The 22343-nt window shown below is 33.8% G+C and carries 20 protein-coding genes; 9 read left to right on the top strand and 11 right to left on the bottom strand.

Annotated elements, in window-relative coordinates; all coding sequences use genetic code 11:
* Positions 1-4: 4 nt before the first annotated feature.
* The 6 genes from sufD to ACFIMP_RS03140 all read left to right on the top strand — a co-directional run bounded on the left by sufD (position 5) and on the right by ACFIMP_RS03140 (position 8734).
* Positions 5-1267: a Fe-S cluster assembly protein SufD gene (gene sufD / locus ACFIMP_RS03165; RefSeq protein ID WP_375621244.1), complete on the top strand. Its 1263-nt coding sequence runs from the start codon at positions 5-7 to the stop codon at positions 1265-1267.
* A 10-nt stretch (positions 1268-1277) separates the two neighbouring features.
* Positions 1278-2522, top strand: a complete 1245-nt coding sequence (locus ACFIMP_RS03160; RefSeq protein ID WP_375613437.1) for a cysteine desulfurase — start codon at positions 1278-1280, stop codon at positions 2520-2522.
* The gene (locus tag ACFIMP_RS03155) at positions 2515-2916 is read left to right on the top strand and encodes an SUF system Fe-S cluster assembly protein (RefSeq protein WP_273787976.1); all 402 of its coding nucleotides are present in this window, start codon (positions 2515-2517) and stop codon (positions 2914-2916) included. Before ACFIMP_RS03160 ends, ACFIMP_RS03155 begins: the two co-directional genes overlap by 8 nt.
* 83 nt (positions 2917-2999) lie before the next feature.
* On the top strand, positions 3000-4640 hold the full coding sequence (locus tag ACFIMP_RS03150) for a site-specific DNA-methyltransferase (RefSeq protein ID WP_375685978.1): 1641 nt from the start codon (positions 3000-3002) through the stop codon (positions 4638-4640).
* A 22-nt stretch (positions 4641-4662) separates the two neighbouring features.
* Positions 4663-7416, top strand: a complete 2754-nt coding sequence (locus ACFIMP_RS03145; RefSeq protein WP_375685977.1) for a DEAD/DEAH box helicase — start codon at positions 4663-4665, stop codon at positions 7414-7416.
* Positions 7417-7795: 379 nt separating this feature from the next.
* Positions 7796-8734 (top strand): COG2958 family protein, encoded by a 939-nt coding sequence (locus tag ACFIMP_RS03140; protein ID WP_375675848.1) that lies wholly within the window; start codon positions 7796-7798, stop codon positions 8732-8734.
* Between the two features lie 644 nt (positions 8735-9378).
* Here ACFIMP_RS03140 and sodC read toward each other — a convergent pair.
* The 4 genes from sodC to ACFIMP_RS03120 all read right to left on the bottom strand — a co-directional run bounded on the left by sodC (position 9379) and on the right by ACFIMP_RS03120 (position 12749).
* Positions 9379-9906: a superoxide dismutase [Cu-Zn] SodC gene (gene sodC / locus ACFIMP_RS03135; RefSeq protein ID WP_375646688.1), complete on the bottom strand. Its 528-nt coding sequence runs from the start codon at positions 9904-9906 to the stop codon at positions 9379-9381.
* Between the two features lie 454 nt (positions 9907-10360).
* Complete coding sequence (locus tag ACFIMP_RS03130; RefSeq protein ID WP_375685976.1) at positions 10361-10669, bottom strand: hypothetical protein; 309 nt, start codon at positions 10667-10669, stop codon at positions 10361-10363.
* Positions 10662-11006, bottom strand: coding sequence for a hypothetical protein (locus ACFIMP_RS03125; RefSeq protein ID WP_375638399.1), 345 nt, complete (start codon positions 11004-11006; stop codon positions 10662-10664). The genes ACFIMP_RS03130 and ACFIMP_RS03125 overlap by 8 nt, the downstream gene beginning before the upstream one ends.
* A gap of 516 nt (positions 11007-11522) precedes the next feature.
* A complete protein-coding gene (locus ACFIMP_RS03120) occupies positions 11523-12749 on the bottom strand; it encodes a UbiH/UbiF family hydroxylase (RefSeq protein ID WP_375613432.1) in 1227 nt (408 codons plus the stop codon).
* Positions 12750-12934: 185 nt separating this feature from the next.
* Here ACFIMP_RS03120 and pcsA point away from each other — a divergent pair, with 185 nt between their 5' ends.
* The 3 genes from pcsA to ACFIMP_RS03105 are packed head-to-tail and all read left to right on the top strand — an operon-like array spanning position 12935 to position 15210.
* Positions 12935-13753, top strand: a complete 819-nt coding sequence (gene pcsA / locus ACFIMP_RS03115) for a phosphatidylcholine synthase (RefSeq protein ID WP_375685975.1) — start codon at positions 12935-12937, stop codon at positions 13751-13753.
* A 21-nt stretch (positions 13754-13774) separates the two neighbouring features.
* Complete coding sequence (locus tag ACFIMP_RS03110; RefSeq protein WP_375638401.1) at positions 13775-14821, top strand: enoyl-CoA hydratase/isomerase family protein; 1047 nt, start codon at positions 13775-13777, stop codon at positions 14819-14821.
* Entirely contained in the window at positions 14818-15210 is a 393-nt protein-coding gene (locus tag ACFIMP_RS03105) for a DUF6163 family protein (protein WP_375685974.1), read from the top strand. The genes ACFIMP_RS03110 and ACFIMP_RS03105 overlap by 4 nt, the downstream gene beginning before the upstream one ends.
* A gap of 330 nt (positions 15211-15540) precedes the next feature.
* On the opposite strand, the gene ACFIMP_RS03100 is transcribed toward ACFIMP_RS03105, so the two are convergent.
* The 7 genes from ACFIMP_RS03100 to ACFIMP_RS03070 all read right to left on the bottom strand — a co-directional run bounded on the left by ACFIMP_RS03100 (position 15541) and on the right by ACFIMP_RS03070 (position 22106).
* Positions 15541-15900: a hypothetical protein gene (locus tag ACFIMP_RS03100; protein ID WP_375613428.1), complete on the bottom strand. Its 360-nt coding sequence runs from the start codon at positions 15898-15900 to the stop codon at positions 15541-15543.
* A 110-nt stretch (positions 15901-16010) separates the two neighbouring features.
* The gene (locus ACFIMP_RS03095; protein WP_375685973.1) at positions 16011-16820 is read right to left on the bottom strand and encodes an MBL fold metallo-hydrolase; all 810 of its coding nucleotides are present in this window, start codon (positions 16818-16820) and stop codon (positions 16011-16013) included.
* A gap of 10 nt (positions 16821-16830) precedes the next feature.
* Positions 16831-17604 carry a TatD family hydrolase gene (locus ACFIMP_RS03090; protein WP_375685972.1) on the bottom strand — a complete coding sequence of 258 codons (774 nt, stop codon included), beginning with the start codon at positions 17602-17604 and terminating at the stop codon, positions 16831-16833.
* Positions 17594-19153 (bottom strand): methionine--tRNA ligase, encoded by a 1560-nt coding sequence (gene metG, locus ACFIMP_RS03085; protein WP_375613425.1) that lies wholly within the window; start codon positions 19151-19153, stop codon positions 17594-17596. The genes ACFIMP_RS03090 and metG overlap by 11 nt, the downstream gene beginning before the upstream one ends.
* 76 nt (positions 19154-19229) lie before the next feature.
* A complete protein-coding gene (locus tag ACFIMP_RS03080) occupies positions 19230-20273 on the bottom strand; it encodes a DNA polymerase III subunit delta' (RefSeq protein ID WP_375613424.1) in 1044 nt (347 codons plus the stop codon).
* Positions 20270-20914, bottom strand: a complete 645-nt coding sequence (gene tmk, locus ACFIMP_RS03075; protein ID WP_375629841.1) for a dTMP kinase — start codon at positions 20912-20914, stop codon at positions 20270-20272. The genes ACFIMP_RS03080 and tmk overlap by 4 nt, the downstream gene beginning before the upstream one ends.
* A gap of 28 nt (positions 20915-20942) precedes the next feature.
* Entirely contained in the window at positions 20943-22106 is a 1164-nt protein-coding gene (locus ACFIMP_RS03070) for a D-alanyl-D-alanine carboxypeptidase family protein (protein ID WP_375646660.1), read from the bottom strand.
* Positions 22107-22343: the final 237 nt, after the last annotated feature.

Genomic DNA, 22343 nt, shown 5'->3' with positions numbered 1-22343 from the left:
AAATATGAATGCACAGCAAAACTTGTTAGCGGTTGAAGAAAATATACTCAGTAATTTCAATCAGTATGTAAACCACTTACCTGGTGATAAAGCTGTACAGGAAATCCGCAAGAAAACTATTGAGCAGTTTCAAATGACACGGCTTCCTTCCCGTAAAATCGAAAGTTGGCATTATACCAATCTGCGTACCTTACTGAAGTCTATTAGCAATTTTTCAAAAGTTCAAGACAATCAATTGGTTGATGCATTGCTTTCAGAAAGTGCTGTTTTCTCCATAAACAATGGAAAAACATCGATAGAGTCAAAGGTAGACAACATTGCAGTAAAACGCCTTTCAGACGCATTAGAAGATAATTCTGTACAGATAAATCAAAACATTTCTGATGAAGATTTTATTGGACAGTTAAATACAGCTTTTGTTACAGATGGTTGGCTTTTTCACATCCCTGAAAATACAAAGTTAAATATCCCCATTGAATTACAAAATATACAAATGGGGGGACAATCTCATATTTTTTCGGATATAAAAGTTGATAAAAATAGTCAAGTTATGTTTATTGAACATCAGGTTGGCAATGATAAAGATACCTTTGTCAGTTCAATATTTTCATTAAATGTTGCTGCTGATAGTGATGTTACGTGGATTCTCATTCGCAATCGTGATTTTAATTCTACACAATTTGGTCGATTTTGTGCTGTTCTTGATCAAAGAGCGAAGTTATCACTTTATGTCATTAATATAGGGAGTCAATTAAATCGCCAAGAAATCGATATTGAATTACAGGGAGAAGAATCTGATTTTCAATTACGCGTCATAAATTTATTATCAGGACAAACACATAGTGATCTTACAATGACTGTTCGTCACGTGGAAGAAAAATCAACATCAACCGAAATTATACGCAATGTGGTTACAGATAAGGCTGTTGGTGTTTTCCAAGGAATAATACGTGTTTCTCAAAAAGCGCAAAAAACAGATGCACGCATGGCTTGTAATAGCCTTATTCTTTCAGATGATGCAGAATTTAATGCAAAGCCTGAACTGGAGATTTTTGCTGATGATGTTGCATGTGGTCATGGTGCAACAGTTGCTAATATTAATCATGATTATCTTTTTTATCTTATGACACGTGGTATCCCATTTAAAACGGCGCGAGCACTTTTGATTAAAGGATTTATCTCTGAGCTCATTGATGACATCAAGCAAGATAATATTCAAATCGTTTTGGAGAATATCATTAGTAAATGGCTTGAAAAAAATGTTTAAGGTAGAAAAAATGGAAAATAACGTACAAACATTTACTTATAATGTCGAAGAAATTCGGCGTGATTTTCCTATTTTGCACCATCAAGTTTATGGAAAGCGATTAGCATATCTTGATAGTAGTGCTTCTGCCCAAAAACCAATGTCAGTACTCAATGCAATGAATAATTATTATCACTATAGTTATGCTAATGTGCATAGGGGAATGTATTTTTTAGCCAATATAGCAACACAATCATATGAAAATTCTCGTGAAACCGTTCGTGTTTTTCTAAATGCTCAAAAAGCTGAAGAAATTGTTTTTACGAAAAATGCAACAGAAGCTATTAATACTGTTGCTTATGGTTGGGCTATGCCCAAACTCAAGGAAGGTGATGAGATTGTTCTAACGATCATGGAACATCATTCAAATATTATTCCTTGGCATTTTCTCCGTGAACAAAAAGGTGTTAAACTTATTTTTGTTCCTGTCGATGAAAATGGTGTTCTGCACATTGAAGATTTCCAAAAATCTTTAAGCGAAAAAACGCGGCTTGTTGCTATAACGCATATGTCCAATATATTAGGAACTGTGCCTCCTGTTAAAGAGATTATTAAGCTAGCACATCAAAATTCTATTCCGGTTCTTGTTGATGGTTCTCAAGGAGCAGTACATTTAACCGTTGATGTGCAAGATCTCGATTGTGATTGGTATGTCTTTACAGGTCATAAGCTTTATGGACCCACTGGTATTGGTGTTTTGTATGGTAAAGAAGATAGATTAGAAGAAATGCGTCCTTTTCAAGGGGGAGGGGAAATGATCGAGGAGGTAACAACCGATAAGGTTTTTTATAATGCTCCTCCTTACCGTTTTGAAGCAGGCACTCCTCCTATCGTTGAAGCTATTGGATTAACTGCGGCTATTGATTATATACAAGAGAAAGGTCGTAACACGATTCATGCCCATGAGAGGTCCCTTTTAGCTTATGCGCAGGAAAAACTTAAAATGGTTGAGTCATTGCGTATTTATGGTCATTCTCCCAATAAAGGAGCTATTATATCATTTATAATTGAAGGGATTCACGCCCATGATATCGCTATGTTTATTGATAGAAAAGGGGTTGCGATACGTGCGGGAACTCATTGTGCACAGCCTTTATTACAGCGCTTTGGTCTAACATCTATTTGCCGCGCATCGTTAGCCATGTATAACACTCAAGAGGATATAGATCAATTAGTAGAAGCATTGCAAGAAACAAGGACATTTTTTAATGGCTGAATCAATTGAAGAGCGTCATTCTACAGAATCCGTTGAAACTGTAAGCGAAAATAAAAAATCTTACATATCAGCAATTCCAGCAGACGAAATTGATCGTATGACAAATGATATTATTGCTGCTCTCAAAACAGTTTATGACCCAGAGATTCCTGCTGATATTTATGAGCTAGGACTGATTTATCGTATTGATATTGAAGATGATCGTTCAGTAAAAATTGAAATGACTCTTACAGCACCGGGATGTCCTGTTGCAGGTGAAATGCCGGGGTGGGTAGAAAATGCAGTCAGTGCAGTTGAAGGGGTTTCGTATGTTGAAGTCACTATGACTTTTGATCCACCATGGACACCTGATTGTATGTCAGAAGAAGCTCAAATTGCTGTCGGATGGTACTAAAAGTATTGTTAAGAGACTCTAATTTAGCCATTCATGAATAAGCTGTTTACTTTTCACAAGCGTTTGAATTTAAGGACGATCGCATGAGTTATAATAAACAAAAACTAGAACTCATTTGGATTGGAAAAGAAAAACGCCCAAAACTAGAGCCTCGTATCTTATTAGAAGATCTTGAAAAATCTTATCACGCTTCGCATCAAATATCATCCCAAGATATTTTTGATAATAAACTTATTTTTGGTGACAATTTGCTCGCACTCAAAGCGCTTGAACAAGAATATATGGGGAAGGTAAAATGTATCTATATCGATCCGCCTTATAATACAGGTAATGCTTTTGAACATTATGAAGATGGTTTAGAGCATTCCATATGGCTAAGTCTTATGAGAGATAGGCTAGAATTGTTACATCATTTACTGGCGGATGATGGAAGTATCTGGATATCAATTGATGATGATGAACAAGCCTATCTTAAAGTGATGATGGATGAAATTTTTGGTCGCCAAAATTTCATCAACAATATTATTTGGCAAAAGAAATATGCTCCACAAAATGATACAAAATGGCTTTCTGATAATCATGATTTTATCATGGTTTATGCCAAAGATAAAACGATTTGGCGCCCTCAATTGCTTCCTCGTTCAAACAATATGGATGCGCGCTATAAAAATCCTGATAATGATCCTCGCGGTCCTTGGAAATCTGGAGATTTATCCGTAAAAAGAGTAACACCTAAGGATATTTATGAAATCATCACACCTTCTGGACGCAAGGTAATGCCTCCTAATGGTAGAAGTTGGGCTATGAATAAAAAAAAATTCTTTGAATTATTGAACGATAATCGTATTTGGTTTGGTCCAACAGGAAGTAATGTTCCTTCTATGAAACGTTTTTTATCAGAAGTAAAAAATGGTATGGTTTCAATGACGATTTGGCTCTATACAGAAGTTGGCCATAATCAAGATGCTAAAAAAGAAGCCAAAGTTTTTAATTCTGATAGTGTCTTTACAACTCCCAAACCTGAGCGGTTAATGGAACGCATCATTCAACTTGCCACTAATCCCGGTGATCTTGTACTGGATTCTTTTGCTGGTTCTGGCACAACCGGTGCTGTTGCCCATAAAATGGGAAGGAAGTGGATTATGATTGAACTTGGTGAGCATTGTCACACCCACATTATCCCTCGTTTAAAACAAGTCATTGATGGAACTGATCAAGGGGGAATTTCCAAAAGTGTCAATTGGCAAGGTGGCGGTGGATTCCGTTATTATCGCCTTGCACCTTCCCTGTTGCAAAAAGATCCATGGGGACAATGGATTATTAGTCGCGAATATAATGCTGCCATGCTATCAGAAGCCATGTGCAAACATATGGGATTTACCTACGCACCTGATGAAAATCATTATTGGATGCAAGGGTATTCAACCGAAACAGATTATATTTATGTCACAACAAGCGCTATGACCCATGAACAACTCCGTATAATGAGTGAAGAGGTAGGCTCTCATCGCACGTTGCTGATTTGTGGTACAGCCTTTGATACAAAATCAGCATCCTTTGAAAATCTGACACTCACTAAAATCCCCCGTGCAATATTAGAAAAATGCGAATGGGGAAGGGACGATTACAGTTTAAATGTAGCCAATCTTGAACCAGTGATTGTGGTAAAAGAAAACAGCAAAAATAAAGATATTGCGCAAGCAGAATTAGATCTATTTGAATAATATATAAAAAGCGGAGTTTTTCATGAACACTGTTGAAAAAAGGATTTCTGCTCGCTTATCGTTACGTAATCCTCAACGTGAATCTTTAAATATTTTGGTAAAAATCTTAGAAAATATAGAGCTTTCTAAAAATGCTGATTTGGTTACAGAGTTAGAAGTGATAAAAAATCTTTATCCTTCTGTACAAGATTTTGAACGAAATTTTCCCTCTTTTTGTTTTGCCTTAGCAACGGGTGTTGGGAAAACGCGACTTATGGGGGCTTTTATCAGCTATCTTTATTTAACAGGTCATAGTCGCCATTTTTTTGTTTTAGCGCCAAATTTGACTATTTATGAAAAGTTAAAACAGGATTTTAGTCCCCAAAGTCCGAAGTATGTTTTCAGTGGAATGAGTGAATTTATTGCCAATAGACCCGTTATTATTACAGGTGAAGATTATGAAAGTGGTAAAGGTATTCGCGTTGATGAACACCATATTCAAGGACAAAAGCGTTTGTTTGAGAATGGAGATACGGCCTTTATCAATATTTTTAATATTTCTAAAATTAATACAACGGATAATAAAAAAGGCGCACTAAAATCTAGTATTCCGCGAATTAAACGCTTACAAGAAACGATTGGTGAAAGTTATTTTGATTATCTCGCAAATCTTCCTGATTTAGTTTTGTTAATGGATGAAGCACATCGTTATCGAGCTTCTGCTGGTGCGGCAGCAATTAATGAGTTAAAACCTGTTTTAGGAATAGAGCTTACAGCGACACCAAAAACAATAGGTGCAAAACCCGTAGATTTTAAAAATGTTGTCTATAGTTATTCACTTGCAGAGGCTATGAGAGATGGTTTTGTAAAAGAGCCTGCTGTTGCTACACGTAAAGATTTTCAACCTCAAAATTATACATCTGAACAATTAGAACATATCAAATTACAAGATGCAATTCATGCCCATGAAAACGTGAAAGCTGATTTAATTGTCTATGCAAAAGATTATAACAAAAAGTTCGTTAAGCCTTTTATTTTAGTTGTCGCTCAAGATACAAATCATGCACAGAAATTGCGTGATTTATTGGAATCAGATGATTTTTTTGCAGGAGCTTATAAGGGAAAAGTTATAGAGATTCATACAAAACAGTCGAATATAGAAGAAGATCAAAATATTCAAAAGCTGATTGCAATTGAAGATTCTCATGACCCAACAGAAATTGTTATTCACGTTAATAAATTAAAGGAGGGGTGGGATGTTACGAATCTCTATACTATTGTACCGTTGCGTGCATCGGCTTCAGAAATTTTAACAGAGCAAACAATTGGGCGTGGATTGCGTTTGCCTTATGGGTATAGAACAGGCGTGGAAGCTATTGATCGTTTAACAATTATTGCGCATGATCGTTTTCAAGATATTATTGATCGTGCAAACGATCCAAACTCAATTATAAAAAAGCATATTGAGATTGGAACAGGAGGGAATATCCCCTTTGAAAAGACCGATATAGTGACAGTTCCAAGTCAAGTAGAAGCTTTATTGATGCAAACGATGGTAATACGTAATTCCGATATAAATGGAGCATCTTCTGATTTACAAGGTATCATATTACGTCATACAGATTCCCCTACATTAACACCTGAAGAGCAAGATATTGCAGCGATCGCGTGGGATCTTATCAAAGAGAATGATAAATTGCCAAGTTCTCAAATGCTTTGTTCTGCACAGATACAAGAAAAAATTGCTAATAAAGTTATGAATATTAAGCCTTCATCACAAAAGTCTCTTGTATCAAAAGTGGTGACAATTCTGACAAAACAATTAACAGAACTGATCATAGATATTCCAAATATTATACTCATTCCTTCGCGTGATGTTACTTATGGTTTTTATGATTTTGATTTGGAAAATTTAGAAAACTTAAATTTTCAACCTGTTAGTAAAGAACTTTTAATTCGAGAATTGCGTACCCATAAAAGCATTTTTCTCACATCTAAGAATGAATATGTCAAAGAGCCTTATCTTGAAAACTACATCATTCGTGGTTTGATTGATAATGACTTTGTCGATTATGATAACCATACGCTCTTATTACGAAAATTAGCTAGTCAGATAGTAGAACATTTCCGATCTTATTTACCCAATGATACAGCTGTTGAGAACGTATTAATTCACTATCAGCACAAGCTTACTAGTTTTATTGTTGCGCAATTAAGAGAACATCAATGGGAAACGCAAAAAGATTATGCGGTTAAAGTTACACGAGGTTTTACAACTTTACAACCTATCCATTATGTGTTGCCGCAAGGGACGTCTCCTCTTGACTTTCGTAATATTCCTGCCATTAAAAGCGATATTAAAAAACTTGTATTCAGCGGCTTTAGAAAATGCTGTTATCCTTTACAAAAGTTTGATTCAGTAGAAGGGGAATTACGATTTGCTCAAATATTAGAGGATGATGCACAAGTCTTGAAATGGATGAAACCCGCTCGAGGTTTTTTCAAGATAGAATATGATAAAGGATCAATCTATGAACCAGACTTTGTTGTAGAAACGAAGGATGCCAAATATCTTTGTGAGCCTAAAAAAGCCTCTGAAATGCAAAATCCTATTGTTTTAAAAAAGAGAGAAGCTGCAGTTCAATGGTGTTGTCATGCAACGCGCTATGCGGCGACTTATGGCGATAAAAAATGGTATTATGTTCTTATTCCCCATGATGCTATTAAAGCAAATAGTAGTTTTGAAGGTTTGTGTGCAGAGTTTACCATTTCAGAATCTATACTTGAGAGCTCATAACTTTTTGCTTCAAAAATAAAACACATAAGTTTTTTTAATTGACGGATGTGAGATTCAATCAAATGTTTGAATAATTATTTTTAACTTTTTTCTAACGACGTTAAAATAAAAGGAAAAATGTATAGCAAAGTTATACAAGATTATGCTTTTGTATGGGGATTTGTAGCACATTTACACTTTTTTATAAAAGTACAATCTTATTTTTGTTATGTGAAAAGATCTTTGAGTTATAGTCATAAATTAAAAAAAATATTTTAATTTTATTGAGTAATTTGATAAATGTTCTTTTTTTTAAAAAACTTAAACAGTTTATTGTTCTTTCATTTAAAACGCCTGAATATAATGAAATACCCAGAGGATAAAAGGGGGAGTTTTTCATATGACTTTAAATTTAACAAACACTGTTTTTAATTTTTTAAAGAAAAACCCGACAAAAAAGTTTACAGCTCGAGAAATTGCTCAATGGATATTTGAAAATTACCCAGAAAAATGCCGTCAAAAACAAAAGAATTCAACGGCAATAATCACTCCCCTTAATAGTGATGCAGCTCTTATTCAGCAAATTGTTGCTGAAATAGGGGCAAAACGCCCTCAGTTACAAAAGCGTTATTCAGAAATTAAAACCACTGAAGGACGACCGCGACAATATTATTTTACTGAACAAACAGATAGTGCTGAAATTGATGCAATAGAGGACAATGCAAAGAGTAGAACAGAAGATGGCTCTGTTAAAGAGCATGATCTTTATCCATTATTATCTAAATTTTTATGGTCAGAGCTTGCAGTTTATAGCAAACGCATTAATGAGAAATGTTCTCGTAATAAACATGGTGCAGGCGGAAATAAATGGCTTTATCCAGATCTCGTAGGGATGCAAGATTTAAGCAAGGAATGGAATCGTGAAATCAAAGACTGTGTTTTGCAATATTTTGATAAAAAGACAAAGCTTTGGTCTTTTGAAGTAAAAATTCTCATCAATCGTTCAAATTTACGAAAAGCATTTTTTCAAACAGTTAGTAATTCTTCATGGGCTAATTTGAGTTATTTAGTTGCTAGTGAAATTGAAGGAGTTGATACATTAAAAGAGCTTCGGATGCTTTCAAGTTTGCATGGAATTGGATTTATAAGACTTAATAAGGAAAACTCTTCCGAGAGTGAGATCTTAATTCCTGCCAAAGAACGTAGTGATATTGATTGGGATACTGCTAATAGATTAGTGGAGGAAAACAAAGATTTTCTTGATTATATTAAGCTCATTCGTCAATTTTATCAAACTGGTGAGATGCGTCCTCTAGATTGGGATCATATGTATCTATGAGGGGTATTTTTAAAAAGACTCTATTGTTTAAAAGCCTTTTTTCAGAATGATGAAAAATTACTCTAACTATTTTATTTGTCTTATTATATTGGTATAATATGTTGATTTACTAATGATAATTAGTCTTTAAACTTAAATGAGGGGAATGAATATCCTAGTATTCAATCCTTTCAAACCATCTCATATTGATATTGTATCAATTAAAATTTTTCTCACGTACCTCATGAGTAGGGTTGAGTAGGGGAAGAGTAAAAATTCTGTTTTAAGCCTGTTCTATTTTGTGCATTGAGCGTGATTCCATTAGATACTAGACTTAATGATTATAATTTATTATAAATTTGCTATTATAGAGGGTGAAATTCGACTTTTTTGCTTTGTTTACATCAAGCATGGAAAATATCACTTCCTCATATTGAAGTCTTCTTACGGAGAATTTACACTACTATTTCTTTAATTTCCATTACTGTTCGTTTTGATGATTATTAAGCTTTTTGTTATCCGAACTAAACATTCAAAAAACATTAATTTTATAAAATATTCACATAGTTTACTCAATTTCTTGAAATAGATTTAAAAAATAAATTTCTCTCACACCTTATTGGTAAAGGAAGTGTGTACTGTCGCAGTCTGCCACAATACTCTCTTTATTTTTCAATAATACCGCACGCTAAACGTACACCACCTCCGCCAAGCGGTAATGGTTTATCTGATTGATTATCAGCCCCTAAATGAATGACTAAAGAGCGCCCTTTAATTTCAGAGATTTTTTTTAATCGTGGAGCAAGAACGCTCATTATGGCATATCCCTGTTTATCAACATAAAGTGCTGGTAAATCACCAAGATGACCATTGACATTATAAGGTCCTAAATGTTTTCCGGTATGTTCCGGATCATAATGTCCACCTGCACTTCCACCAATTATACCATCTTTTGTATCACATGAAGGATTTACATGTACATGAAAACCATGTATCCCTTCTGATAAAGTAGATAAATTAGGGATGAAAATCAAACCGTGTATGTTTTCTTCAATTTTAATGCTACCAATAGCCTTTTTGGAATTGTTATCTTCTAATTTATAAATATTTACTTGTTTTGATAGTGCTAATGCAGAATTTTTATGAATTAAAAATGCCATAAAAAACAATAATGATAATAATATTTTTTTCATAAAATACCTTTATACTTATATTTTAATATATTGTTGTCTATAAATAACAATCTATATTAATGATATATTATATAAATGTCTTAAATTTAACTTTAAGAAAAATAATTTACATAGAAATATTCTGTTATTAGAAAGAGCAAATAAATTAAAGTGTGTTTATATATATTTCTGAACATAACTTTTATTTTTTGATCTATAAAAAATACAGCTTTTATGGATGGATAATTATATCTCACTTACATTTCTTCAAGAGATGCTTTTAAAAAATCTACTTTTTGAGGTATAATAAGAAATTAAATAAGGAATTTTAGTAAGTTAGATGTTATTTCATTTATAATATGATAATCGTTTCATCAAAAAAAGAACATATAATTTGTTGATGATTTAATTGTTTTTCATAGAAAAAATGACGAGAAATTTCTATTCATTATGAAATTTATAAGAGAAAAAATTATTATGATTCATATAAATTTCCCAATAAAATACAGCATATACCGACACTCCCTCCCATTCCTGATCCTATCAGTGCTCCTATTATTATTCCGGCAGAAAGTGCTACTCCTATACCCATTGCGATAACTGGACCAAATCCTGGAAGAGCAATATAACCATAAGCTGCAAGAGTTGCCGCGATAGCTCCTGATATGCTACCATTTAAACCGCCAATGAAAGCAAATTCTTTAATAGAATGGTAGCGCTTTTTTAATTTTTTTTTCTTACAGCTGTGAAAAGAAACGTTGCTGTAAGTTTTTAAATCAATCATATTCTTTTCTTTCATTTTGAATGCTAACTGTTCCTGAATAGTCAACGGATACGAAAAAATGGGACTTTTTAAATTTTACTAAAGCACGCCAGATACCATTGTCATCTAAGCGCAATCGTTTAATATTCTCAAAACCATTTTGCATAAGACAATTTTTAACTTGTGAAGCAGTAAATGAGTTCTGACCTATTTTAGTGACCTTTTGAGTAGAGCTATAGGTAAAGGTTTGACAATAAGGAAGGTAAAAAACTTCACTTATTGAAGTCGTGACTATCAACGAGACACATGCAATCATTATAAAAAAAGTACTTAATTTCAAAAAATTATTTAGTGTCATCTTGTTACCATTTGTTGAAACAACACTTCATTAACCTCTGTGTTACTAACAGGTTCCAAAGATGATTTTATTTTTAATATTATACTTAACAATAAAAATTTTTAAAAATATATTGATTAAATAAAACTGTTTTTTTATTATTTATTTTCTTATTAAAATTAATTTTATAAAATAACTTTTTCAAAACGGTATTATTTTTCATTTTATTTATAGTTCTAAATTTAACAGCTATGATTTAGCAAGATATCTTTATAATTTAATTTGTAGTATATAATTCAGTTTTCTCTTATTTCATATCAACATACTAAATATATATAATAATTTTTAATAAAAAATAATTTACAGTTATATTAATTAAACATGTTATTATTATAAATAAATCAAATAAATATAATTAATTATTTTAATATAAATTGTTACTTCTTAGAAAGAACAAAAATATTTTTTATATTAGTAATAGATATGATTCAAAATGCAATTTATTATTTATTATTTTACGTTATTATCCATTATTGCTTAGTAGAGCTGTTTTGATGATTTTGTTGGAAATATTTGCATAATTTCCTTAAATCCATAACCGGGATACATTCCTTCGCGCATAAATAAATTACGTAATGGTGGGAAACTATGCAACAAACCAAGCCCAATGCTTCGTATGATATGAACAGGCAACATATGAGAAAGTAGAGCAGAGTTCAGTGTATGAACAGCTCCACTTCGGATTAATATATCTGGTTTGCGGCATTTGTTATAATGTGCAACAATCATTTCAGAGTTAGAATTGGATATTTTATTGGGTAAAATATCAATTAAAGTTTGGACATCACGGAATCCTAAATTCAATCCCTGTGCCCCAATAGGGGGAAAAACATGAGCGGCTTCACCCACTAAAATTGTTCGATTAGCAGCAAAATGATGAGAAAGAAGTCCGAAAAGCGGCCATGCTTGAATTGATGTTTCTAAGCTTAGCTTTCCAAGCATTGATTGCATTTGGTTTTCGATCATTTTTGCAATTGTTTTTGGTTCTATATTTAATAATTCCTCAGCGCGGGAAGGATGAACAACCCATACAAGACTAGATCTTCGTCCTGGTAGTGGAACCTGTGTAAATGGACCGTGTTCTGTATGAAATTCAGTTGATGTATTTTGATGAGAAAACTCATGAGAAAAGTTGAGAACAAGTGCTTTTTGGGGATAATTCCACTGTTTGACACTTATCCCTGCTGCGGCACGTGTAAGAGAGTGACGTCCATCAGCTGCAACAACAAGTGGTGCTTGAATAATTCTATGATTAGCAAGAATAATGCATACATGGTTTTTTGTGTGATGAACAGATTTGGCTGCAGAAACAAATCTTGTAATATTGGGCGTATGTGTAACAGCGTCGACTAAAGCACTGTTCAATTTTACATTAGGTATATTATAGCCAAAAGCTTTTTCGCCAATTTCAGTAGAAGAAAAATGCACCGTAGGAGCATGCACAATTCTAGAAGTTATATCTATAATTCTCATGGACGATAAAGCAGCTGCATGTTTTTGAAGATTATCCCAAATATTGAGTTTTTGAAGCATGCGTATTGCAGGCATCATAAGAGCCGTTGTCCGTAACTCATCTGTATGAGCAGGGGGCCCAACAAGAAAAACAGAAAGCCCCTTCTGTGCAAGACTCAGCGCGGCTAACATTCCGACAGGACCTGCACCAATAACAGCAATATCTTTATGCTCTTCCTTTTCAAATATCACAACGATTTGAACCTTTATTCATTGAGAAAATATTTTAACATTTCCAAATGATCTCTCTCTTTTTATTATATGAAGCTCTTCTATTATTATAGTATGTAATAAATAATGCGATATAAAAAAGTAACCTTTTTATGATTTTTTTAAATGCTGAGTTATATCATCGTTAAAAAATGGCGTATTGATAGATGGTTGAAGACTTTAAAAACGAGGATAAGAAAACCTTGAAACGTAAATTAACAAAGAAAATCAAAACAAATGCTAAATTATTACGCCATAAAAAAGTAACAATGCCACAAGCAAAGGCCTTTTCCGTTCATTTACTAACAGCTTCGGGATCATTTTTAGCGTTTCTTTCTCTTATATCAGCCTCTCAAAAAGAATGGACAGCTATGTTCTGTTGGCTTGGGCTTGCTCTTCTCGTTGATGGTATAGATGGACCAATTGCACGCAAACTTGATGTTAAGTACGTTCTTCCAACATGGTCTGGAGAGCTGTTAGATAATATTATTGATTACGTGACTTATGTCTTAATTCCTGCCTTTGCACTCTATCAAAGTGGTTTCATGGGGATAGGGTTATCATTTTCATTGAGTGCAATTATTGTTATTTCATCTGCTATTTATTATGCAGATACTAGTATGAAAACCAAAGAAAACTTTTTTAAAGGATTTCCTGTTGTTTGGAATATGATGATTTTTACGCTTTTTGTAGTCAGACCAGGAGAGTGGATTACTTTTATCATTATTGTTCTATCGGCGATTATATCTTTTTTGCCAATTTATTTTATTCATCCAGTAAGAGTCCTTCGTTTACGTAGAATTAATTTTCCCATTTTTCTCTTATGGTGTTTTTTTGGTGTTTCTGCCTTCTTTTATCAACTAGAGGCTCCCTATTGGGTTAAAATAGGAATTTCGGTAACAGGAATTTATATATATTGTATTGGCGCAATCATGCAAACATTTCCTAAACTTGGGGCAAAAAGTATAAAAAAAACAATGAAATAATTGTTTTAAGAAGGGTGTGAGATGCAAATTAATTTTGGAGCAGATGATGATATTTCTTTTACGAAAGAAGGGCGTGCTGGTATTATAAAGCTCACACGTCCTTCAGCATTAAACGCTCTTAATCAACGAATGGTTTCAGCTTTAAAAAAAGCTCTCAGAACATGGGAAACAGATGATAATGTTTCTTGTGTCTTAATTGAAGGGGAGGGGCGTGCTTTTTGTGCTGGTGGAGATGTTGTAGAAATCTATCATATGGGGAAAAGTGCTGCTGCTTGTCAATACTTTAGAAATGAATATAGTTTAAATGCTTATATCAAACATTTTTCAAAGCCCTACATTTCTTTCTTAAACGGTATTTGGATGGGAGGAGGGGTAGGTATTTCTCTCTACGGCTCGCATCGAATTGTTACAGAAAATACAGTTTTTGCTATGCCAGAAGGTGCGATTGGATTTTTCCCAGATGTAGGTGCAAGTTTTTTCTTACCATCTCTTCCCAATCATTTTGGTATCTATCTTGCATTAACGGGCGCACGTATAAAGTGGGGAGATTGCTTAAATTTAGGATTAGCAACACACGCCGTTGCTGAAACTGAATTCGATATGATTAGAAAAGCTGTTATTGAGCAAGGAGATCCTACTTTAGCTTTAAACGAGCGAACAATTACAAAAGACTATGAAACAAGTCATGAAATACGTTGTATTATTAACACTTGTTTTAGTGCCCATACCTTAGAAGAATGTCTCGAGTTGCTACATAAAAAAAGCAATGAAGATGTTTTATTTGCTAAAGAATGTTATGATATTTTGCAGTCACGTTCTCCGACAAGTTTAAAAGTTATCTGGAAACAAATGAAACAAAATTCATCTCAAACGTTGGAAGATTGTATGAAAATTGAAAACCGCATAGCGTATCATATGATTCATTCACATGATTTTTATGAAGGTATACGTGCTATGTTAATCGATAAGGATAAAAGACCTCAATGGCAACCAGATAAACTTTCAAATGTGACAGATGAAATGGTAGATTCTTACTTCCAACCTGTTGAACAAGAGTTATTATTGTGAAAAATAATTCTCACAAACAGATTTCAAAAATCAATTTAATCTATAACTGTTACTTACGGTTTTTAGCATTTATTTGCTTAGTTCTAGGTATTTGTTATTGGATACGCCTTGTTGGGTTTTTTCCAGGTATTCTATGGCGTTTTGATCTTATGCCTTGGCAGTGGCAATTTGCATCAGCTATATTGGCCATTCTCTATCCTATTGCCTTAGTTGGACTTTGGATGTATTCACTATGGGGTATCATTGTGTGGTGTATTGCAGTGTTGATTGAAGCAATAACAATATATTATTCCGATTTTATTTATCAGCCATTTGTACCATTATTTCATGGAATATTGTTTTTAGGTTTTATAGTACTACAAATTGTAATTATTTTTTTAAAAGAGTAAAAAATAAAAAAACATTGTGATTGAAATTTTCGAGCCAGAATAACAGGCTCAATTTTCGATCTTAGCTAACTTAAGTAGCTCATTTTAAAGCTTCGTTCCTCAAAACGCTGATGCTAGCTATACTTTTCCATAAAGTTCCATAATATATATTATGCGATAATATGATGCAGAAGATAAATCCTTTATCCAAAAAGAAAACCCTACTTTAAAACATCATCATAATATTTATATCATACAATTTACTTTTAAAATAAACTTTGGTCTTTAAGGTATATTCCTTAAAGACCAAAAATAGTGATAACGAAATTACGTATAATAAAATAAGGAAAATTATTGCATTATTTTACAACGTTTCATACGTGCAAGATCACTCAAAACAGCATTACGGTTATTTAAAGCTGAAATTTCATTACTTTCACTGGATTTAGTATCCATAAAAAACAAAGCAGGTACAAATACAACACTTGCCGCTGCTAAAGCCACGTTTTTATTTCTTGCTTTAGAACGCTCTGCAATTGTATCATTAATCTGACGTTTATTAGCAAAAAACTCCCGTTGAATATCGGCACAACTCATTGATCCATCATGTAATGTTGTCGTTGCAATATTTTTTTCTAAACGCCCCCCACATGCTGTCAAGGAAACCGCTAAAACCACAATACATACACCCCGCTTAAAATTCTTATACATAAAAGCCTCATTTTTGACATAAAAAAACACTAAATATGTCAAAAATGAAATAAAATAAAGGATAAATTTAAAAGTGTTTTATTTAACTTAAAATATTGCGCATAATAAGCTTACGCATCTGTTTCAAAAGTAAGACCTTGATATGCAGGTTTTACATAGGATGGAACGTAATTTATTACCTTATTGTAATCCAGAGTTCTATCCATATGTGTAAGTATTGCTTGTTTTGGCTTTAAATATTCTATCCATTGTAATGCTTGATCAACAGAAAAATGACTCGGGTGAGATTGAAATTGAAGAGCTTCAATGATAAGCACTTCCAAATCCATTAATTTGGATAATGTTTGTTCAGGAAATTTACTAACATCTGTACAATAGGCAACATTCCCAATACGAAAACCTAAAGAATGAATGTTTCCGTGGTGTTGTAAATGTGTATTGACGCTTATTTCTCCGCCCTGCCCCTGAATAATAAATTGGCTATCTTCGTTGATAAGATGCTCTTTTAAAATGGGAGAATAAGATGAATCTTTTGGAGTTTGAAAACAATATCCGAAAGCACTTTTGAGATGCTCTAGTGTAAATCTGTCCGCATAGATATCTATTAAACATTTTTGTGCAAGTGCATAGCTGCGTAAATCATCAATACCGTGGATATGGTCTGCATGAGAATGCGTGTAAAGAGCAGCATCAAGATGGCTTACACACGCATCAATCATTTGTGAGCGAAAATCTGGACCTGTATCAATAACGATCGTTGTTTTGTCTCCAAAAGGTTTAATACGTTCAACTAATAAAGAACTTCTGTAGCGTTTATTTTTAGGGTTATTCGGATCACATGTTCCCCAATCACCATTAGGTCTTGGCACTCCTGGAGAAGGACCACAACCTAATATTGTAAATCGGTATTGATCACACATATCTTTTGCCTTATTTCATTTTGCTAAATAAACGAAAAGCATTACGCGTTGTTATTTGAGCTGTTTCTTCAATGCTTAAGCCAATTGTTTCAGCCAAAACAGCTGCTGTATAACATACAAAAGATGGTTCATTTGTTTTTCCCCGATGGGGACTAGGTGCTAAGAATGGAGCATCTGTTTCCACTAACAAATGCTCATGGGGCACAATTTTTGCTATTTCACGGATTTCAAGTGCGTTTTTAAAAGTAAGAATACCCGAAAAAGAAATATAACCACCAAGTTCAATTCCAGCACGAGCAAGTTGCATTCCAGACGAATAACAATGAAGGATAAAGGGAAAAGCTCCTTCTTTTATCTGTTCACGTAATATTTTCTCCATATCGATATCGGCATTGCGTGAATGTATAACAAGAGGAATCTGTGTTTTTCGAGAAGCAATGATATGTTCTTGAAAAACTTTCTTTTGCTCTTCTGGTGTAGAGTAATCATAATGATAATCAAGGCCCCCTTCCCCAAACGCAACAATTTTAGGGTGATTCGAGAGCTGTATAAGCTCTTCCGCTGTAATATTTTGTTCTTCATGCGCGTGATTGGGGTGTGTTCCAACGGAACAAAAGACTTGATCATAGCTTTGCGCAATGGCTAACAGTTTATCTAACTTATGAACATGGGTTGAAATTGTTATCATACGTTTAACGTCAGCATCTAAAGCCCGTTGGATAACATTATCCAAATCTTGTGAAAAGTCTTCAAAATCAAGATGACAATGTGTATCAATCAACATGATGAGTGTTTTCTTTCTTCAAGATATAACGAGGAAAAATTGGTTCTGGTGGTGGAAGATCAAGCCCTTCTTGAATTTTTGAATGACTTATATGATACAATAACCGATCATCTTCAGCAACCGCAAGGCTATCAAGAAGTTTCGTTGCTGATTGGGGTATGAAAGGCAAAAGCATAATTCCTATTCTCCGCAAGATTTCTACAGTTATATAAAGAACTGTAGAAAATCGTTCTCGATCGTTTTTACGTAAACTCCAAGGTTGTTCGTTGGCAAAATAGCGATTGGCATCTGCTACAATTGAAAAAATAGCTGAAAGTGCTAAATGCATACTATAAGAAGACATAGCTTGGTGTACAGTTTCAAGTACTTGAAGAGATTGTTCTAAAAGCTGTTTATCTTGAGCTAAAAATGAAGCTGGTTTCGGGACTTGTGCATTACAATTTTTGGCAATCATAGACAAACAGCGCTGTGCTAAATTACCAAGATCGTTAGCAAGATCAGCATTAATACGGTTCACAAGGCTTTCATGACTATAACTACCATCTTGTCCGAATGGCACTTCACGGAGAAGGAAATAACGGACCTGATCAAGACCATAATGATCAACCATTTCAAAAGGATCAACGACATTTCCAATAGATTTTGACATTTTTGCACCACGATTAAGTAAAAAACCATGTGCAAAAATATTTTTAGGCAATTCAATTCCAGCAGACATTAAAAATGCCGGCCAATAGACTGCATGAAAACGAATAATATCCTTACCAATAATATGCGTATTTGCAGGCCAAAAATCACGTTTTTTTGAATTTTCATTGAAAAAACCTATTGCTGATAGATAATTTGTAAGCGCATCAACCCAGACATACATCACGTGCTTTGGATTCTCAGGAACAGCAATTCCCCAGTTAAAACTTGCGCGTGAAATAGAGATATCTTTTAAACCTGATTTGATAAAACTTATAATTTCATTACGCCGCTCAAATGGAGCAATAAAATCAGGATGTTTTTCATAATATTCAAGAAGAGCCTTTTCATAATGAGAAAGTCTAAAAAAATAACTTTCTTCTTCATTCCATTCAACTGGAGAGCCTAATTCTTTCTCACGACGGATGTTGTCTGCTCCAATTTCCGTATCTTTTTCTTCATAATAGGCTTCTTGGCGAACCGAATACCACCCCGTATAACGACCGAGATAAATATCGCCATTTGCTTCCATCTTTTTCCAAATTTCTTGACAAGCTTGATAATGGCGTTCTTCTGTCGTACGGATAAAATCATCGTTAGAACAATTTAATACTGCAAGCATTTTTTGAAACACCGCACTATTACGATCTGCAAGTTGCTGAGGTGTCATGCCTAATGCAGCTGCGGTTTGTTGCATCTTGAGACCATGCTCATCTGTACCAGAAAGAAAAAATACATTTTTTCCGTTTAACCGTTGAAAGCGGGCTAAAACATCGCTTGCAATGGCACTATAAGCATGTCCAATATGTGGAGCACCATTAGGATAAAAAATGGGAGTTGTTATGTAATATGTGTCACGCATGTCATACTCGTTGTAAAACGCTATAAATAGAAGATATAATGACATAACGCTTGTTCATCGCATTGTCACGGAAAAACTAATTCTCATGAATGATCTTATGAACTTTAAAAAGTAAGTTAATAACAAACTGCTTTTTATCGAGATTAAACAGTTGTATTTCCTCTATTTCTTGATGAATCTCCTGCCATTTTTCCGCATATTTTTTTGAGAGAAATAAGTCTCCCTTTTCAACGAGCATGATAGCTTTTTTTTGAATTTTATTAAGAATTTCATCACAAAATTGTTGAAATTGGAATGTAGAAGAAGCAGATGAAAATGTTTGTGCAAGAGTATGTACAATTGTTGCGTTACAAACAGGTTTCTCTAGGAGAGCATCAATTGTTTTAATAATTTCAAGACCGCCATGGCAAATAAGTAAAGCGGCTTTTCGAGGGATTCCTTTAGATTTTTTAATAATCATTTCAATTGTTTTTTCATCAGGTAAATCCTGATCGGCGAAAATATGTATAATAACTTTTTTCATTTCATCGTTATTCAATGGACGAAAAGAAATTTTTTGACACCGTGAATGGATTGTTGGAAGCAATTTTCCTGAAGAATGTGCGATAATAACAAATAACGTTTTTGTAGGTGGTTCTTCAAGTATTTTGAGAATTGCATTTGCTGCATTTCTATTCATATCATCTGCAGAATCAATAATAACAATACGCCATCCATTATCTTGCGATGTTCGACTTAAAAAATGCATAATATCACGGATATCATCAACGAGTATTCCTGTTTTAAACTTTTGCGTTTTCACATCAAATCGACGTGAAATATACAAAAGACCAGGGTGACTTCCTTGTGTAATTTGGCGCCATGGGGTAGAATAAGGATCGGGTTTGAAGAAAGAACTCTGTTGAAAACTTAAAATGTTCCAAGCAAGATGAAAGGCTAATGTAGCCTTTCCAATCCCGTATTCTCCTTCAAATAATAATGCATGATGCAAACGCTCTTCTTTAAGCATTTGTGTCAAAAAATGACGCACATCCTCATGACCAAAGATAACATTGTTCTGGGATGGTGATAAAATTGTATCAATATCATCATATTGGCGTAAGGTATTTAAATTACTCATGAAAGCTGATCCAACAATACCTGATGACAAATATTTTTTATTTGATGAGCAATAGCTTCCACTGAGCCAGTGGCATCAATGACTCGAAATCTATGGGGTTCTTGTTTGGCCAATTGAAGAAAAGCCTGACGTCTTTGTTCTTGAATTTCCAACTGATCTTTTTCAAAATAATCAATTTCTTCTGTTTTTTTTCTTCGCAAATTTGCACGCTTCATACTACACATTGCTGGCATATCTAATAAAAATGTTAAATGAGGCAAAATACCATTGAGCGCAATACACTCTAAAACAGAAAGAAGAGAAGAACTGACTCTATTATTGAGTCCTTGATAAACGCGTGTAGAATCAATAAAGCGGTCACATAAAACGATTTTACCTTTTTGCAAAGAAGGTGCAATAACTTCATGAAAATGGTCGACACGTGCAGCTGTAAACAAAACAGCTTCAATCAACGGTCCATACTGTCGCGCCTGCCCCGACAACAAAATATGCCGGATTGCTTCTGCTCCTGGCGTTCCTCCTGGTTCTCGTGTTGTAACAACATCATAACCTTGGTGAGAGAGAGACTCAGCAAGTAAAGAAATCTGCACCGTTTTTCCTACCCCCTCCCCTCCTTCGAATGTAATAAAATAACCTGACACGTATGACCTTAACCTTATTAGCGCGTAACTACAAATATTTCCGTAACCATCCAATTGTTATTTCATAGAATGCATTTTTTACTTTTGCAAAGAAACTTCCTTCCTGAATATTCATTCCGGCAAAAACTGGTTTTTCCAGAAGAACCTTTTTATCTTCTAAAATTTGAATAACACCAACTGATTGCCCAGAAACGATGGGGGCTTTCAATGGACCATGATATTTAATTTTTGTTTTAACATTTACTTTTTTTTCATTCGAAAGCATAAAACTTATTGGTGTTTTAACAATGAGTGGAACAAAATTTTTCTTACCACCGTAAACAGAAGCACGACCAACCGTTTCTTCTTTTGTGAAAATTGTTTTGAGATCAAATGCCGTCATCCCCCATTGAAGAATGCGTTCTATTTCTTTTGTATATTTTTTACCATCTTGCAAACCATTGATTGCTAAAAAAAGCCGTCGATGATTTTTAGAAATGGTGGCAACCATTGAAAAACCTTCTTTTTCACTGTAGCCAAAACCAAATCCTTCTACACCAATTTCCTTAGAAATAAGAGGGTTTTTATTACGTTGAAAAATATTATTCCATGTAAAATGAGGCTCACAATAAAGTGCATAATAATCCGGATATTCCTGAACAATATGACGTGCTAATATAATCATATCACGCACAGTTACAAATTGTCCCTCTTCCGGTAGCCCTGTAGCATTAACAAAATGACTCTGAGATAATCCGATTATTTTTGCGCGCTGATTCATCAGTTTTACAAAATGATCTTCATGTCCTGATATTCCTTCAGCAAGAATAATAGCAGCATCATTTCCATTCACAATAATTAAACCACGTAAAAGATCAGAAACACTGATTTCTGTCTTTATCTTTGCAAACATAGTGGTTGTACCGGAAGGTGCTCCACCTTTGCGCCAAGCATTTTCACTGACCTTGAATTTCTGCGTACTTTTTAATAATCCTTTTTTTAATTGATGAAATACAACTTCTGCTGTCATCAATTTTACTAATGAAGCAGGAAAAAAAGGAATATCACTTTGTTTTTCATAAAGTATTGTCTCTGTATCATCATCGAGTAATAACAGTTGTGATGCGGGAGTTTGAAAATCTTGTGCTCTCCCCCACGTATCAAATGCCAATACTCCCCATAATATCAATAAGATCCTTAATGCTGTATACATAGCTGCTCCTCCCATCCCAAAGATCAACATAAAGAATCTTATATAGGAAAAAACTTTTTGATTTCTGAAAATTGAGGAATTATTTACAACTCATAAAAAGATTTTATTTTCATTTAGCTTTAGAAAAAATAATATGACACGTTTTTTATCTTCCATGTAGGTTCAATTTAACATTTTAAATGTATGAGAGACAAAAGATTTTTTCCTATTTTTATTGATAGTATTTTGATTTGTTAT

This window comes from Bartonella sp. AP65SXKL, assembly GCF_042195725.1.
Taxonomy (GTDB): domain Bacteria; phylum Pseudomonadota; class Alphaproteobacteria; order Rhizobiales; family Rhizobiaceae; genus Bartonella.
This window is presented reverse-complemented; position numbering and strand designations above follow the sequence as displayed.

Coding starts and splice junctions, on each gene's coding strand:
- ACFIMP_RS03150 (WP_375685978.1), top strand. CDS start 3,000: ATGAGTTATAATAAACAAAAACTAGAACTCATTTGGATTGGAAAAGAA.
- ACFIMP_RS03070 (WP_375646660.1), bottom strand. CDS start 22,106: ATGTATACAGCATTAAGGATCTTATTGATATTATGGGGAGTATTGGCA.
- pcsA (WP_375685975.1), top strand. CDS start 12,935: ATGGTTGAAGACTTTAAAAACGAGGATAAGAAAACCTTGAAACGTAAA.
- ACFIMP_RS03095 (WP_375685973.1), bottom strand. CDS start 16,820: ATGTGTGATCAATACCGATTTACAATATTAGGTTGTGGTCCTTCTCCA.
- metG (WP_375613425.1), bottom strand. CDS start 19,153: ATGCGTGACACATATTACATAACAACTCCCATTTTTTATCCTAATGGT.
- sodC (WP_375646688.1), bottom strand. CDS start 9,906: ATGAAAAAAATATTATTATCATTATTGTTTTTTATGGCATTTTTAATT.
- sufD (WP_375621244.1), top strand. CDS start 5: ATGAATGCACAGCAAAACTTGTTAGCGGTTGAAGAAAATATACTCAGT.
- ACFIMP_RS03080 (WP_375613424.1), bottom strand. CDS start 20,273: ATGAGTAATTTAAATACCTTACGCCAATATGATGATATTGATACAATT.
- ACFIMP_RS03145 (WP_375685977.1), top strand. CDS start 4,663: ATGAACACTGTTGAAAAAAGGATTTCTGCTCGCTTATCGTTACGTAAT.
- ACFIMP_RS03130 (WP_375685976.1), bottom strand. CDS start 10,669: ATGATTGATTTAAAAACTTACAGCAACGTTTCTTTTCACAGCTGTAAG.
- ACFIMP_RS03125 (WP_375638399.1), bottom strand. CDS start 11,006: ATGACACTAAATAATTTTTTGAAATTAAGTACTTTTTTTATAATGATT.
- ACFIMP_RS03155 (WP_273787976.1), top strand. CDS start 2,515: ATGGCTGAATCAATTGAAGAGCGTCATTCTACAGAATCCGTTGAAACT.
- ACFIMP_RS03090 (WP_375685972.1), bottom strand. CDS start 17,604: ATGTTGATTGATACACATTGTCATCTTGATTTTGAAGACTTTTCACAA.
- ACFIMP_RS03140 (WP_375675848.1), top strand. CDS start 7,796: ATGACTTTAAATTTAACAAACACTGTTTTTAATTTTTTAAAGAAAAAC.
- ACFIMP_RS03160 (WP_375613437.1), top strand. CDS start 1,278: ATGGAAAATAACGTACAAACATTTACTTATAATGTCGAAGAAATTCGG.
- ACFIMP_RS03100 (WP_375613428.1), bottom strand. CDS start 15,900: ATGTATAAGAATTTTAAGCGGGGTGTATGTATTGTGGTTTTAGCGGTT.
- ACFIMP_RS03110 (WP_375638401.1), top strand. CDS start 13,775: ATGCAAATTAATTTTGGAGCAGATGATGATATTTCTTTTACGAAAGAA.